Here is a 15,482-nt window from a genome sequence, read left to right on the forward strand (position 1 = left end):
TATTAAGCTAAGTTTCTAATTTTAGTCAGGTACGTTACGTTCGGCTGCGTATTCAGCTCTTCCAGCACGTGGAACGCACGCTCACCCTGCTCACGATAGAGTATCTGCGAGATACGGCTATCAGGATCCTTCATATCACCGAATACAATGGCCTCAGTCGGACAAGACTGTGCACAGGCACTTTGAGTTTCCCCATCACGTGGTCTTCTGTTTTCGCGCTTCGCTTCCAGTTTTGCAAGCTGCACACGCTGCACACAGAACGAACATTTCTCCATCACACCTCTGGATCTCACCGTAACATCCGGGTTCAACACCATTTTACCGAGGTCGTTGTTCATCATGTAGTTCTCAGCGGCGAACTTCTCATTGTTAGAGTAGGCGAACCAGTTGAAACGACGCACTTTATAAGGGCAGTTGTTTGCACAGTAACGGGTTCCTACGCAGCGGTTATATACCATCTGGTTGATACCTTCTGAGCTGTGCATGGTAGCGGCAACAGGGCAAACTGTTTCACACGGCGCGTGGTTACAGTGCTGGCACATCATTGGCTGGAAGATAACAGAAGGGTTTTCTGCCGGATCTTCCATCGTAGCGTAATCCTTCTCCTCGTGCTCTACTGCACTGTAGTACCTATCGATACGCATCCAGTGCATATCACGGCGGTTCAGCACTTCAGCCTTACCTACTACCGGTACGTTATTTTCAATATGGCAGCTTACGCTACAGGCACCGCAACCAATACAGGAGTTCAGGTCTACAACCATTCCCCAGTGGTGGTTCTTATACTCGTAGTCATCCCAAAGCGAGATAGTAGCTGGCTTGGCAGGTCCATCGTGCGTAGCAATCCGGATGTACTGTGTTACCTCTTTCGGGTTTTCCTTATATTGGGCAAGTGTACTTTCCTGCACTACCAGGCGGTCCATAATAGTATGGTGCGTCTGAAGCTGTGCGATTGGTGACGTTGATCCAGTTTTTTCTATTGTAACCGGCCCTGTATAAAGCACGGTGTTATCTACTACGGTTGCAACAGGATAAGCATTGGCACCCAGTCCATTCGCAACGGGCATCATGTCTGTTGTGCGTCCATAACCCATCGCGATAGCAACTGTACCTCTTGCCTGTCCTGGCTGCATCAAAGCCGGCAACTCGAACGTTGCTCCGTTGGCCAGTGTTACTAACAGGACATCGCCTTGTACAATGTCCATTTCCACGGCCATACTGCGTGGCATGGCAACATAGTTACCCCAGGTTGCTTTAGAAATCGGATCTCCCATTTCTTGCAGCCACGGGTTGTTAGCGTTTTCACCTACTCCGATACCTACTTGTTCATACACCACTGCCTCAATGGCAGCAGGGCTTACCGGCTTCGCAACCGGGTCTGCAGCTACGAAATTGTTGTTCACAGTCAGCATGGTGGTACCATTCTCCAGTACGCCGTCATGCACCGTCTGCTCCCAAAACTTATCGAAAGCAACCTCTGTTGAGATGCTGTTCCGCCAGTTGAGGCGAAGGTACTCGTAGAAATTGACATTACTTCCAAGCCAGTTCAGCAAGCTGTCCTGCATTTGCCGGGTTGTGAAAATAGGGCTGATAGCAGGCTGCGTAATGCTCAGGAATCCTCTTCTTGGCTCATTGTCGTTCCAGGACTCGAGGTAATGATGGTCTGGCGTAACAAAATCTGCATACCGCGATGTTTCCTCCACTCTGTCAGCAAACGAAACTTTCAGTGGCACTTTCGCCAGGCCACTTACTACTCTTTCTGACAGCGGATGGTCGTACACCGGATTTGCGTTGTGGAAGAACACAGCACCAACAGTACCGGCATTCATCTCATTAATCAGGCGTATCATGTTCGCATCATTACCCTGCTTCGTGTAGAATGGAGCATCGGCATTGATGGTGGTACCTATAGCACCAAGGGCTCTGTTTATCGCAGCTACCATGGCCTGTGTTCCCGGGTCGTTAGAACCGGACACTACAAGTGCTCTGCCCTGGTGTGCTTTAAGTTCTAACACAACAGCTTTCAATGCCTCTGCAGCGGCGGCAGGAACCTCAGCTCTGCCACCCTGGCCAGTAATAGCACTGTATAAGGCAGTCACCAGCGCGGCTTCCTCAGAAGGTCTGATAGGCACCCGAATGTCTGCATTGGCACCAGTCAGCGAGTAATGCGTCTCGAACTGGTAGTGCTTGGACATGTTCGGGTTTTCAGCCGTTACCTTCCTGTTTTGTATATATTGCTTTGCAAAAGGAACCGGTGCAATCCATGTTCCAAGAAAGTCAGCATTAATGCCTACTACAACCTGTGCCTGGCTAAAATCATAGCCTGGCACAACGCCACCATTTGCACTTAGCAAACCATAGGCTGAGTTAGCATCATAGGTTACGTGTTCAAAATTATTGAAACGTGCCCCGAACTCATCGATCAGCTTCTTTGTGGATGGGCTAATGATTGTTGCAGAGACAAAAGCCACTTTGCCTGTTACATTGTTAAGGGCAGTTCTAATCTCTCTATCAACCTGCTCCCACTCTGCCTCCTCGTTTTTAATAAGGGGATATCTTAACCTGTTATGATCATACACCCCAAGTACAGATGCCTGGGCAGCCGGGCTTGTACCTAACGGAGTAAGCGTTGACATAGGGTTTGGCTCAATTTTTATTGGCCTGCCTTCGCGGGTTTTTACCAGTATGCTGTTATAGTTACCACTCTGGTAAAAGGTAGAAGCATACCAGTTAGCTACACCTGGCTCTACATCTACAGGCTTGTTCAGGTAAGGGATTGCTTTTCTTACGGGTGCTTCACAGGAAGCAAGCGATACAGCAGCTACACTGAAACCCATCAGCTTCAGGAAGTCTCTTCTCTTTGTCTTGCCGTTCAAAGAGCCTTCAGCACTGGTTTCCTTAACAGGCAGGAATTCTGGAAACTCGTTATGAGCATGCTTAGCGAATTCCGGAGTATTATCTAACTCCTCAATTCCTCTCCAGTATTTTTTTCTGTCTTGCATATTATATTTAGAAAACTCGAATCTGTATTGAAATAGGATATATTAATAGTGACACTTTGAGCACTCTGTACCACCATTGGATGATACCGTGAAAGCACCTTTAGACGTGGCTTCGTGCAGTTCTACCAGTCTATCGTAGTAGCCGTTACCTTCTGTGTTAAGCGGGGTTTCGCGGTGGCAATTAATACACCAGCCCATGGTTAGTGGAGAATACTGGTAAACTACATCCATCTCCTGGATTGGGCCGTGACATGTCTGGCATTCTACACCGCCAACCTGCGTGTGCTGCGAGTGGTTAAAGTAAGACAGGTCAGGCAGGTTATGGATACGCACCCACTCAATTGGCCTATTGCGTTCTAATGCGGTGTATATCTTCTGAATCTCCGGAGACTCTGTTTTGATTTGGCTGTGGCAGTTCATACAGATATTGGCAGAAGGAATACTGGCACTTTTGCTTTTATAAACAGTTGTGTGGCAGTAGTTACAGTCAATCTGGTGCTCGCCGGCATGCAGCTTGTGTGAGAAAGCAATCGGCTGACGCGGCTGGTACCCTTGCTGTATACCAACACCCATTGCTGTATCCAGCGTCAGGTCAAGAAGCACTACTACAAAAATGAGCACCACCAGGGTGCGAACAGCCTTGGATTTATAAATCTTGGAAAAGTCAAAACGCTGGTTAACTACCTCATTGTCGTACTCGTTCAATTTACGGTTAGCGTTCAGGTAGTTCTTAAGGAGTGAGGTAATCAACAGTAATGTTACCACCAACACAATCAGCACAACAATCAGCACCACCAGGATAATATCCAGGTAACCGCCTACCGCACCAATAGCATCAGTGCCTATGTTTTCACCTGGCGCAGCTGCATCCCCGTCGACTGTAGTCGGCACCGCGGCAACCTCTGCCTCGGCAGAAGCGATATAAGTAAGGATAGCCGTAACTTCTTCGTCTGTGAAATTGAACGAAGGCATTGCCTGCTTGTTGTACGCATTGTACACCTCAATTGCCTCAGGGTCACCTGCCTGTATTAGCGCCTGCGAATTCTTAATCCAGCGAATCAACCAGTCATGGCTTCTTCGCTCGTTTATACCTGCTAGGCCTGGACCAACGATCACATCAGATCCGGCAGAGTGACAAACGGCACAATTGTTTTTAAACAAGGCATCTCCTGCTGTTACAATGGCTGGATCGTCAATAGGCAGTCCGCTTGTATTTGCGGCCGCTACAGCTCCTTCTGTCGCTCCCGGCACTACTCCTTTTTGTGAAACTTCTGCCTGCTCGCTTTCACCTTGGGCATAGGCACCAAAGGAAACAACCAAAGCGATCAGGAAGGCGAGGAAAACTTTGATTTTTGTTTTAACTATACAGCTAATCATAGCCAAGATCTCTTGAGTGAGTGTTTAGTTGTGGTAAAAATGCTTAACGGCCACAAATCTACTATGCGAATTCCATTAATCAAACAGAATAAGTTTATTATTTGGCCTTAGGAGAACTGATGCTTCTGCTCATACCTTGTGTTCAATATAATGCCCTTGCTGATGTTATTACAGGCTTTTTATTTAGAACTATTATAAATAGAGCGATACAATAAACTCCTCCCTTTGTATAATTTTTTTCATATTTTTTATACTCATTATCTTAACAAGCTGATGCTGCACTTGTTTTGGATAATTGCGAAATATCAGTACAATTCCATACTATATATAAGTTATTGAACACACGTGCCTTAGACTTCCCACACCACCTGTCTGCATTCTTGATGACACCTTATATATAGGAGGCAACAGAACTGCTTCTCATTCCCTCAATTTACTTCCTGTTCAGGTAGTTATGCCTGGGTTGTTAGCATAAATTACAGGCAATAACTTGCTTTGAAGAGATTTAACTCCTACCTTTGCAGGCTAAAATCAAAAATCATAATCGAACCGATGGAATTGAAAAATTACGAAACGGTCTTCATCCTGACGCCTCTATTGAACGATGCGCAGATGCAAGAAACGGTCGAGAAGTTCAGACAGGTGCTTAAGGAAAATGGCGCCGACATTATTCACGAAGAGAACTGGGGTCTTCGTAAGCTTGCTTACCCAATCCAGAAGAAATCTACAGGTTTCTACCACCTCGTTGAATTTAAGGCACCCGGCACTGTGGTGGATGTCCTTGAGCTGGCTTATCGCCGTGATGAAAAAGTTGTTCGTTTCTTAACTACTGCCCTTGATAAGCACGCTGTGACTTACAATGAGCGCAGAAGAAACGGTGAATTCAAAACTCAGGCTAAAAAAGAGGAGGTTAAAGCATAATGAGCTTAGTTAACGAAAGAGTAAACAAACCAGAGAATCGTCAGAAATACTGCCGTTTCAAGAAAAGCGGTATCAAGTATATCGACTACAAGGATGGCAACTTCCTGCTGAAGTTTGTGAACGAGCAGGGTAAGATTCTTCCTAGAAGACTTACAGGTACAAGCCTGAAGTTCCAGCGCAAAGTATCTCAGGCTGTTGCCAGAGCAAGACACCTTGCGATTTTGCCTTATGTTGGAGATTCTTTAAAATAAGGAGGGAACAAGATGGAAGTAATACTTAAAGACGACGTAAAAAACCTAGGTTACAAGAACGACACCGTAACTGTAAAGCCAGGTTATGGCCGTAACTACCTTATCCCGCAAGGACTGGCAGTTATCGCTGATAAATCAAACAAGAAAGTTGTAGCGGAAAACATCCGTCAGGCTGCCCACAAAGCTGATAAAATCAAGAATGATGCACAGGAAATTGCGAACAGCATCGGTGACACCACGCTTGAGATTCCAGCTAAAGTAGGTGAGACTGGCAGAATCTTTGGTTCAGTTACAACACTTCAGATCTCTGATGCTTTAAAAGCAAAAGGAATAGAGGTAGACCGTAAGCGTATTTCTTTCGACCAGGATGTGAAAACAGCCGGCGAATTTACTGCTACTATCAACCTGCACAAAGAAGTGAAGCACCAGGTTAAATTTAACGTGGTTGCTGAATAAGCGTCACAACCTGATCATTTAAAAGCGTCCTGCCACACAAAGGCAGGACGCTTTTTTTTATGCCCTATACTGAGAACTTAATGCTGCTTTCCCGGGTCCAACCACCCCTACCCCTCCTTGTTTAAGGCGGGGAGTCTGCTATCGCTGCTTTATAGTATACTATTGTATCGGTGCGTTCACTGGTTGGAGTAGCTAAATTACTAATTGAGCTATTCCTTTTGTTAATAAATTAAGGAACTGCAGTAGCAATTAAGCTATGGCTAAGGAAGCAGTAACACAGAACTTCCCTCCTTGGACAAGGGTGGTTTGAATCTGTAAAACAGAAAGCACTTCATACCTTCGTATAAAAAAAGACTCTACTTCACCTACAAAGCAAATAAAACGATGTTCCGGACAGAAATAAAGGTAGCTCCTACCGATCTACAGCTTACCCTTCAGGACAAGGTACTGACGATTGGCTCCTGCTTTGCAGAAGTAATTGGTAGTAAGCTAAAGCAAAACAAAGTGGACGTGCTGGTAAATCCGTTTGGGACGATCTTCAATCCGCTGTCGGTTTGCCTGCTGTTACAGACTGCCTCCGGTCAGCATTATGAGTTTGAGCAGCACCTGGTAGAGCAGAACGGCATCTGGCACGCATACGACCTCCACTCCTCCCTTTCCTCCCCTGACAAAGACAAATTACTGCAACAGATTGAGGAAAGCCTGCAGCGCACCAGGCAACAACTGCAGGAGGCGACGCTCCTCATTATTACCTTAGGCACTGCAGTGGCTTATAGGCTGCACGATGGAGGGAAAGTAGTTGCAAATTGCCATAAACTGCCAGCAAAGAATTTTGAGCGTGTGCTGCTTACAACTGAAGAAATGCTGCAGGAATTTGAGCAGACACTACCATTGCTCAGTCAAATAAACCCAAATCTGAAGGTCTTGCTAACAGTGAGCCCGGTAAGGCACATCAAGGAAACACTCACTATAAATAGCGTGAGCAAGTCTGCGCTGCGGGTGTTGTGCCACCAGCTGGAGGTGGCACATGCTAACGTGCAGTATTTCCCGGCCTTCGAAATGATGATGGACGACCTGCGGGATTACCGTTTCTATAAGCCGGATATGCTGCACCCCTCCGAAGTAGCCGAGGACTATATTTGGCAGAAATTTGTAGCGGCTTATTATGACAACAGCTTCCAAGATTTTCTGGATGCGTGGCAGAAAATACAGCGGGCGGTAGCGCACAGGCCATTCCATCCGCAGTCGGAGGCGCACCAGGCTTTCCTGCGCAACTCCTTGCAGAAGCTGTCAGAACTGACCGGCAAGTATGGTATTGAGACATCGGCAGAAGAGAAGGCACTCCGTAGCCAGTTGCTCTAGTATACCCAGCGTCATATGCGCAAAACTAAGGCTTATTACAGGCAGTATACAGGATAATGACCTAATCCTAAAGCCAATGAAAACGCTGTATCTTGTCATCTTCTTTTTGCTTTCAACATTCATTCATGCAAACGCGCAGACGCCAGAAAACGACCTAAGCATTTTTTTAGGAAAGCTGCAAACATATGTAGCGACGCATCCGAGACATATAAAACCCAACATGCCGATAGCAAAGCCTGAACCTGAGAATCCTCCTGCTGACATGCCCGCTCTTGATGTATCAGGTTACATGGAAGACCCTGAAACGGGGTTGCGCTATTATGCAGCATACGATAAAGTGGTGGATCCTGTAACGCGCTATTCTTTCCACGTAGCTACCGGGAAGATAACATTAGAGCCAATCAAAGAAAAAGACACAGCCTACAACGGGCAGTAATGGGAATTGCCACAGCAAATGGGCTATAAAACCGGCACACTATCTAAAATCCTGAACCTTATAAAACCTGCTTAAGCGCTCCTGAACAGCGCTGCAGGAAATACCCTATAACTATGGCAGAAGACAAAAAAGCAAACCGACTCTTAAACGAAAGCAGCCCTTACCTGCTGCAGCACGCCCATAACCCCGTAGACTGGTATCCCTGGGGCGAAGAAGCGCTGCAGAAAGCGAAGCAGGAGGACAAACCCATTATAGTGAGCATAGGCTACGCCGCCTGCCACTGGTGCCATGTTATGGAGCATCAGTCGTTTGAGAAGGAGGATACTGCGAAGGTAATGAACGAACACTTCGTGTGCATTAAGGTAGACCGTGAAGAGCGCCCAGACGTGGATGCGGTATACATGGACGCGGTACATGCCATGGGCCTGCAAGGGGGTTGGCCGCTCAACGTGTTCCTGAATCCGGATGCCAAGCCTTTTTACGGGGGCACCTATTTCCCGCCACAGCAATGGGTGGGCCTGCTGCAAAACATTGCGGAGGCCTATCAGAAGAACCGCCAGGAACTGGACAAATCGGCTGAGCAGTTTGTGGAGCACCTCAACCGGAGCGAACTGGACAAGTATGGGTTGCGCGAAAGTAACTTCCATGTGCGGGAAGAAGATTTTAAGCTGATGGGTTACAACTTCAGCACACGTTTCGACAAACAGCTGGGCGGTTTGGGCCAGGCTCCTAAATTCCCGATGCCCACCAATTACCTGTTTCTGCTGCGCTACCACCACCACACCTCCGACCAGTCTGCGCTGAACCAGCTACACCTGACGCTCCGCGAAATGGCCTATGGTGGTATATATGACCAAGTTGGCGGTGGCTTTGCCCGCTACTCTGTGGATGCCGAGTGGCTGGTGCCGCACTTCGAGAAGATGCTGTACGACAACGGGCAATTAGTGACACTCTACGCCGAGGCGTACCAGGCGACACGTGAAACATTGTACCACGAGGTGGTATATGAGACCATCGCTTTTGTGGAACGGGAGTTGATGAGCCCCGAAGGCGGTTTTTATTCCTCCCTGGACGCCGACAGCGAGGGCGAAGAAGGAAAGTTCTATACCTTCACCAAAGCTGAGTTGCAGGAGATATTAGGAGATGAAGAGCCACTTTTTTCTAAATACTACAAGGCCACGGCAGCAGGAAACTTTGAGCATGGCCGTAACATCCTGCACCGCCGCAAGAGCGATGAGGCGTTTGCCCAAAAGCTTGAACTGGAATTAGAGGTGCTGCAGGAGATGGTACAGAACTGGAAACGTAAAATAATGGAGGTACGGGCCACACGTGTCCGGCCGGGGCTGGATGATAAAATCCTGACCTCCTGGAATGCGCTGATGCTGAAAGGACTGGCCGATGCCTACTATGTTTTCGGCAACGAGCACTTCCTCGAACTAGCCTTGCGCAACGCTAACTTCCTGCTCCGGAACCTGAAGAAAGGCGATAAGCTTTTCCACAACTATAAAGAGGGCAAGGCCACCATCGATGGTTTCCTGGAGGATTATTCCTACCTCATCCGTGCCTTCACCAGGTTATACGAGGTAACTTTTGATGAGCAATGGCTTCAGGAAGCCAAACGATTAACGGATTATACGCTGGAGCATTTCTTTGATGAAGAAGAAGGCATGTTCTTCTTTACTGACCAGAGCTCAGAAAAGCTCATCGCGCGAAAGAAAGAAATAATCGACAACGTAACGCCTGCCTCAAATTCTGTGATGGCCACTAACCTGCACTTCCTGGGTTTATACTTTGATGAAGAGCGTTACACTTCCCTATCAAATGACATGCTGGCTAGGGTGAAAGATTTGCTGATAAAAGAACCCTCGCACCTGAGCAACTGGGCAGCACTATACTACCACAAACTCACCCCGACAGCTGAAGTAGCCCTGGTAGGAGAAAAACCTGGTAAAATGCGTGCCGAGCTCAGCGCTTTTTACCTGCCTAACATGCTACTGCTAGGCAGCAATAACGGGCAAAGCAGCCTTGCCTTATTAGAAGATAAAATAGCTATCGATAACAAAACCACCATCTACGTCTGCTATAACAAAACCTGCCAATTACCTGTGTACGATGCCGCCTCCGCGTTGGAACAGCTACAAAGCATACAGCAGAACACCAAGTTTCCGCCGCTGTAGGTGATCCTTGTCATTCCGACCATCGGGAGAAATCTGAAGTATCAAATAACCCAGATTTCTCCCGATGGTCGGAATGACAATAAATTTTGCAGTTTCTTCTGACTAGCAAGTCGTTGTTGGTGAAACCGCACAACAACGGCAACTGTCTGAAACGTTAACCTCAAAATTTGTTATCAAGAATTTACAAAAGCCTCACCAGCCTTACCAGCTGTGAGGCTATTTCATTATGCCCTGAACTTGTACCACATATCAAATGTCCTATACCCATCCGGCACAGGTAGAACGCTATTTTTTCTGCGGCCAAACCGCTAAATTTGATAAACTTAATCTAACATTCAACCTACACATGAATAAGCGTACTTATCTGAGTATGTTACTGGCAGCAGCGCTGGCGCTCCCAATCGGCGCGGCACATGCCCAGGACAAAAAGGAAGAAGCCAAGTGGAAAGTGGAAGAAAACCACGGCCCGCAGAAAGAAGTCACCGTCACCACCAACGAAGGCACCTGGATGAGTGTGGACGTGAGTCCGGATGGCAAGGAGATTATCTTCGACATGCTCGGCGACATCTACAGCATGCCTGCAACAGGTGGCAAAGCAAAGCTGATAAGAAGCGGCCGCGCCTACGAAGTCCAGCCACGTTTCAGCCCGAATGGCCAGTACATCTCCTTCACCTCCGATGCAGGCGGTGGCGATAACATCTGGATTATGAAGCGCGATGGCTCTGACGCAAAGCAAATCACGAACGAAAGTTTCCGGTTGCTCAACAACGCTGTCTGGACACCGGATGGAGAATACATCGTGGCGCGCAAGCACTTCACCAACACCCGCTCACTAGGTGCCGGCGAAATGTGGATGTACCACAGAACAGGCGGTGCCGGTATACAGCTGACGAAACGCAAAAACGACCAGCAGGATGCCGGAGAGCCTTTTGTATCTCCTGACGGCAAGCACGTGTACTTCTCCGAAGACATGAGCGGTGGCTCTAACTTCGAGTACAACAAAGACCCCAACGGCCAGATTTACGTGATTCGCCGCGTAGACCGTAACACAGGAGAAATTGAAAACGTAGTGACCGGTAACGGTGGTTCTGTGCGCCCTGTTATCTCCCGCGATGGCAAGCAAATTGCTTTTGTGCGTCGCGTACGTACTAAATCAGTTCTCTTTGTACACGACCTGAAGACAGGTGAGGAATGGCCGGTTTATGATAAACTAAGCCACGACCAGCAGGAAGCCTGGGCTATCTTCGGTGCTTACCCTTACTTCTCCTGGACACCAGACAACAAAAACATCGTGTTCTGGGCTGATGGTAAAATCAATAAAGTAGATGTGGCCACCAAGCAGGTAAGCAACATTCCGTTCGAGGCGACCGCTACCCACCAGATTACGGATGCTGTACGCTACGACCACAGCAAAACCGGCGTTTCGCCAAAGCAGTTTGAAGCTAAGGCCATCCGTCACGCCGAGACCTCTCCTGATGGAAAAACGCTCGTGTTTAACGCCGCAGGTTATATTTATAAGAAAGAGCTGCCAAACGGCAAGCCCGAGCGCATTACCAAAGGGCAGGATTTCGAGTTCTACCCTTCCTTCTCGCCCGACGGCAAATCAATTGTATATGCCACCTGGAACGATGACAACTTCAGCGGCTTATATAAGCTGGACATCCGTAAGAAGAACGCGAAGCCAACGAAACTGACGACAGAGAAAGGCTTTTATACGGAGCCTAAGTTCTCTCCAAACGGCAAGTTTATCGTATACACCCGCGAAGGCGGAAATCACCACCAGGGTTATGTGCACAGCAAAGAGAAGGGCATCTATTATATGCCTGCCGATGGAGGCAAAGCGACATTGGTACAGGAAAAGGGCTCCTCTCCTCTGTTTAACGCCACTTCCGACCGTATTTTCTTTACAGCGCGTGAAGGGGATAAAAATGCCTTCAAGAGCGTGGACCTGAATGGCAAAGAAGAGCAGACGCATTATACTTCTAAGTATACCGACCAGTTCTACCCAAGTCCGGACAACAAATGGATTGGCTTCTTGGAGTTATTTAACGGCTATGTGGCTCCTTTCTCCACGAACGGTAACGGCCTTGACCTGAGTGCTGATACCAAAGCTGTGCCTGTTGCCCGCTTTACCCGCGACGCCGGTACCAGCATCCACTGGTCTGCTGATAGCAAGAAAATAAACTGGGTGCTGGGTGATGAGTACTTCTCCAACGACCTGAAAGACCGCTTCAGCTTTGTACCTGGAGCGCCGGAAAATCTTCCTGCCATCGACACGACCGGTATGAAGATAGGTTTAGTACTGAACACGGATATTCCGGAAGGCAAATTAGCCTTCACCAACGCCCGCATCATTACCATGAAAGGCGATGAAGTAATTGAAGGCGGTACCGTGGTAGTAGATGGCAACCGTATTGTAGCGGTTGGTAAGAATGTAAGTGTACCGAAGGACGCCAAAGTCATTGATGCAGCTGGTAAAACCATCATGCCGGGCATCGTGGACGTACACGCGCACCTGGGCACTTTCAGGTTAGGTATGAGTCCGCAGAAGCAGTGGTCTTACTATGCCAACCTGGCCTACGGTGTTACCACCACCCATGACCCTTCTTCTACTACTGAGATGGTATTCAGCCAGTCAGAAGCCGTGAAGGCTGGAGCCATGATTGGCCCGCGCATCTACTCTACTGGTACCATTCTGTATGGCGCCGATGGTAACTTTAAAGCTGTTATCAACAGTCTCGATGATGCCCGTTCGCACCTGCGCCGCCTGAAAGCGGTGGGAGGCTTCTCGGTGAAGAGCTATAACCAGCCACGCCGTGAGCAGCGCCAGCAGGTGATTCAGGCTGCCCGCGAGCTGGACATGAGCGTGTACCCGGAAGGTGGCTCTACCTTCTTCCACAACATGACCATGATCCTGGACGGCCACTCCGGTGTAGAGCATAACATCCCGGTGGCACCACTTTACAAGGATGTGATTGAGGTATGGAAAGCTTCTAAGTCTGGTTACACTCCTACCCTTATCGTGAACTATGGTGCTGTAAATGGTGAATACTACTGGTACCAGAACACCAACGTATGGGAGAAAGACCGCCTGCTAAAATTTACACCACGCTCCGTTATCGATGGCCGCGCCCGTTTCGTGACGCAGGTGCCGGATGAGGAGTACAAGAACGGTTACTTCAAAACTTCTGAAGCCTGCAAAGTACTAACAGACAACGGTGTGAAGGTAAACCTGGGAGCACACGGACAGCTGCAAGGTCTGGGCGCACACTGGGAACTTTGGATGCTACAGCAGGGCGGTATGACGAACCATGAAGCGCTTCGTGCTGCTACCCTGAACGGGGCAGAGTACATTGGCATGAGCAAGGAAATAGGCTCATTGGAAGAAGGCAAACTAGCCGACCTGATTGTGCTGGATGCCAACCCACTGGAAAACATCCAGAACTCCGAGCACGTGAAGTACACGATGGTAAACGGTCGCCTGTATGATGCCGCCACCATGGCTGAAACCGGCAACTACGACAAAAAGCCAGGCAAGTTCTGGTGGGAAAACGACCGCTATGCTACCGCTTTTGATTGGCATGAAGGCACCGACACCCGCTTCGAAGGCATCGCAGGAGAGCATTGTACCTGCCGCCACTAAGAAGCAGAAAGTTTGAATAACGTGAACTCGAGAATTAATCTTTGAAATTTACGCTTGCAGAGCTCTTAATATGAATATTGGTTGATGTATTCTTCTATTTTGGGAAATACAGCCTACAAATGCCATGACACTCACGATTACTTAGTGATTAAATAACTGTACAAATAATTGTAAATCAATTATTTATATATGGTTTAATTCCCGAGTTCACGTTGAATAATAAAACAGCCACCTCATTTGGGGTGGCTGTTTTTGTTTTATAGCTGATGTATAAACCTCGCAGCGTGCGCAGCTCCTGCGAGCGTTTGATGCACTTCGCTTTGTAGCAGGCAAGACACTCACAGGTCTGGAAGACACTGTGAAGTCATTGCTCCACGCTTACGCGATTGACTTAGACTTGGTAGCAACCAAGGCAACAGCCAACCCCATCACCGCAATAACAGTAAAGGAAATCCGCAGGCTGGTGGCTCCTGCTATAAACCCAATGAGCGGTGGCCCAATCAGGAAGCCGAAGAAGCCGATGGTAGATACCGCCGCCAGGGCCACACCCGGCGACATTACTTTCGATTTCCCGGCGGCACTATAAATTAACGGCACCACCGCCGAAACACCCGCTCCCACAAAAAGAAAACCGACAATGGCAGTATACAGGTGAGGTAATAGCACAGCAATCAACAGTCCAGAAGCGGTCAGCAAACCGCTTACCTGCAGGATGCGCTGCATTCCAAAGCGCCTTGTAAAGAAGTCGGCTACAAACCGTGTACCGGCCATGGTACACATAAAGGCAGTATAACCCGCTCCTATCCAGGCTCCTTCAGCTCCTATTACCTTTTTAAAATATACGCCACTCCAGTCGAACATCGCCCCTTCGCATATCATCGCAAAAAAGCAGATGATGCCGAGGTCAATCAGCGACTTATCCGGCATAACAAAGATAGGCTTGTCGGTATCCGTATTCACATCCGTGCGCAACACAAACCGTGACGCTACTGCAATGGCTACATAAGACAGGAACATAATCAGGAGGAAGTGGTGAAATGGTCGCACACCTTCCCCAATCATCAGGGTGCCGATAGCTGCGCCAGTAAACCCGGCAAGGCTCCACATCCCATGGAAAGAAGCCATGATAGACTTCTGGTACAAGTCCTCTACGCCCACTCCCTGCGTATTAACGGATATGTTCATCAGGTTTCCGGCAAAGCCAAATACAAACAAAGCCATCACCAGTTGCACTACGCTCTCTGAATAGCCTATGGCTACCAGTGTCGTGCTGTAAAGTATTCCTGAAAAGATAAGAACGCTGCGGCTCCCGACTTTCGCAATTGCCCAACCTGCCACAGGCAACGAAAGCAGCAGCCCCACCGGCAGCGCCAGCAAAACGCCACCCAGTTCCGCTTCCGATAATCCCATCTGCTGTTGAATGGTGGGAATGCGGGAGCCCCAACTGGCAAAGGAAATTCCCTGCAGAAAATAGAAGCAGCCCACCGCAACACGGTATGTAAGTTTTGAGTGGCTTTTAGTAGTGGAGGTAATCATTTGAGAATAAAAAACTTATAAAATTGCGTTACGCAAGAAGTACAAATAGTGAAAGTCCCCCTTCGAAGGGGGTTAAGGGATGAAAGGCAGTCGGAATAACCGCACCTGCCTCTACTTCTTCATCAGCAGCTATAGAACATTTCTTATGATAACTGTCCGCAGGTGTAATATCATCCCCCTACCCCCTTCAAAGGGGTAGGGCCGTTAAGTTCTACTTAACGTAAACTAAATGGTTTGGCAAAAGGAGGTAAAGATGGAAACGAGCGGAGTTAGTTTACTGTCATGTTTGCGGGAAGTACCAGATTTTCGTCGTGCACAAGG

The 15,482-nt window shown here is 48.2% G+C and carries 10 protein-coding genes; 7 read left to right on the forward strand and 3 right to left on the reverse strand.

Features of this window, described 5'->3' with window-relative positions:
- Positions 1-2: 2 nt before the first annotated feature.
- Positions 3-3,002, reverse strand: a complete 3,000-nt coding sequence (locus tag E1919_RS22930) for a TAT-variant-translocated molybdopterin oxidoreductase (RefSeq protein WP_162055745.1) — start codon at positions 3,000-3,002, stop codon at positions 3-5.
- Positions 3,003-3,044: 42 nt separating this feature from the next.
- Complete coding sequence (locus tag E1919_RS22935; protein WP_162055746.1) at positions 3,045-4,379, reverse strand: c-type cytochrome; 1,335 nt, start codon at positions 4,377-4,379, stop codon at positions 3,045-3,047.
- A gap of 552 nt (positions 4,380-4,931) precedes the next feature.
- On the opposite strand from E1919_RS22935, the gene rpsF reads away from it, so the two are divergent.
- The 7 genes from rpsF to E1919_RS22970 all read left to right on the forward strand — a co-directional run bounded on the left by rpsF (position 4,932) and on the right by E1919_RS22970 (position 13,625).
- Positions 4,932-5,300: a 30S ribosomal protein S6 gene (gene rpsF, locus E1919_RS22940; protein ID WP_162055747.1), complete on the forward strand. Its 369-nt coding sequence runs from the start codon at positions 4,932-4,934 to the stop codon at positions 5,298-5,300.
- Positions 5,300-5,551 carry a 30S ribosomal protein S18 gene (gene rpsR / locus E1919_RS22945; RefSeq protein ID WP_162055748.1) on the forward strand — a complete coding sequence of 84 codons (252 nt, stop codon included), beginning with the start codon at positions 5,300-5,302 and terminating at the stop codon, positions 5,549-5,551. The genes rpsF and rpsR overlap by 1 nt, the downstream gene beginning before the upstream one ends.
- Before the next feature lie 12 nt (positions 5,552-5,563).
- On the forward strand, positions 5,564-6,007 hold the full coding sequence (gene rplI / locus E1919_RS22950) for a 50S ribosomal protein L9 (RefSeq protein WP_162055749.1): 444 nt from the start codon (positions 5,564-5,566) through the stop codon (positions 6,005-6,007).
- 384 nt (positions 6,008-6,391) lie between these two features.
- Complete coding sequence (locus tag E1919_RS22955; protein ID WP_162055750.1) at positions 6,392-7,369, forward strand: GSCFA domain-containing protein; 978 nt, start codon at positions 6,392-6,394, stop codon at positions 7,367-7,369.
- 76 nt (positions 7,370-7,445) lie between these two features.
- On the forward strand, positions 7,446-7,805 hold the full coding sequence (locus E1919_RS22960; protein ID WP_162055751.1) for a hypothetical protein: 360 nt from the start codon (positions 7,446-7,448) through the stop codon (positions 7,803-7,805).
- 113 nt (positions 7,806-7,918) lie between these two features.
- Positions 7,919-9,982 carry a thioredoxin domain-containing protein gene (locus E1919_RS22965; RefSeq protein ID WP_162055752.1) on the forward strand — a complete coding sequence of 688 codons (2,064 nt, stop codon included), beginning with the start codon at positions 7,919-7,921 and terminating at the stop codon, positions 9,980-9,982.
- Between the two features lie 346 nt (positions 9,983-10,328).
- On the forward strand, positions 10,329-13,625 hold the full coding sequence (locus tag E1919_RS22970; RefSeq protein ID WP_237144807.1) for an amidohydrolase family protein: 3,297 nt from the start codon (positions 10,329-10,331) through the stop codon (positions 13,623-13,625).
- A 378-nt stretch (positions 13,626-14,003) separates the two neighbouring features.
- Here E1919_RS22970 and E1919_RS22975 read toward each other — a convergent pair whose 3' ends face one another.
- Positions 14,004-15,161 (reverse strand): MFS transporter, encoded by a 1,158-nt coding sequence (locus tag E1919_RS22975; RefSeq protein ID WP_162055753.1) that lies wholly within the window; start codon positions 15,159-15,161, stop codon positions 14,004-14,006.
- Positions 15,162-15,482: the final 321 nt, after the last annotated feature.

Source organism: Pontibacter pamirensis, from assembly GCF_010015475.1.
In the GTDB taxonomy this organism is placed as follows: Bacteria; Bacteroidota; Bacteroidia; order Cytophagales; family Hymenobacteraceae; genus Pontibacter; species Pontibacter pamirensis.

Bases quoted from the DNA above. Each gene is read 5' to 3' on its own strand.
- E1919_RS22930 (WP_162055745.1), bottom strand. From the start codon at position 3,002: ATGCAAGACAGAAAAAAATACTGGAGAGGAATTGAGGAGTTAGATAAT.
- E1919_RS22935 (WP_162055746.1), bottom strand. From the start codon at position 4,379: ATGATTAGCTGTATAGTTAAAACAAAAATCAAAGTTTTCCTCGCCTTC.
- rpsF (WP_162055747.1), top strand. From the start codon at position 4,932: ATGGAATTGAAAAATTACGAAACGGTCTTCATCCTGACGCCTCTATTG.
- rpsR (WP_162055748.1), top strand. From the start codon at position 5,300: ATGAGCTTAGTTAACGAAAGAGTAAACAAACCAGAGAATCGTCAGAAA.
- rplI (WP_162055749.1), top strand. From the start codon at position 5,564: ATGGAAGTAATACTTAAAGACGACGTAAAAAACCTAGGTTACAAGAAC.
- E1919_RS22955 (WP_162055750.1), top strand. From the start codon at position 6,392: ATGTTCCGGACAGAAATAAAGGTAGCTCCTACCGATCTACAGCTTACC.
- E1919_RS22960 (WP_162055751.1), top strand. From the start codon at position 7,446: ATGAAAACGCTGTATCTTGTCATCTTCTTTTTGCTTTCAACATTCATT.
- E1919_RS22965 (WP_162055752.1), top strand. From the start codon at position 7,919: ATGGCAGAAGACAAAAAAGCAAACCGACTCTTAAACGAAAGCAGCCCT.
- E1919_RS22970 (WP_237144807.1), top strand. From the start codon at position 10,329: ATGAATAAGCGTACTTATCTGAGTATGTTACTGGCAGCAGCGCTGGCG.
- E1919_RS22975 (WP_162055753.1), bottom strand. From the start codon at position 15,161: ATGATTACCTCCACTACTAAAAGCCACTCAAAACTTACATACCGTGTT.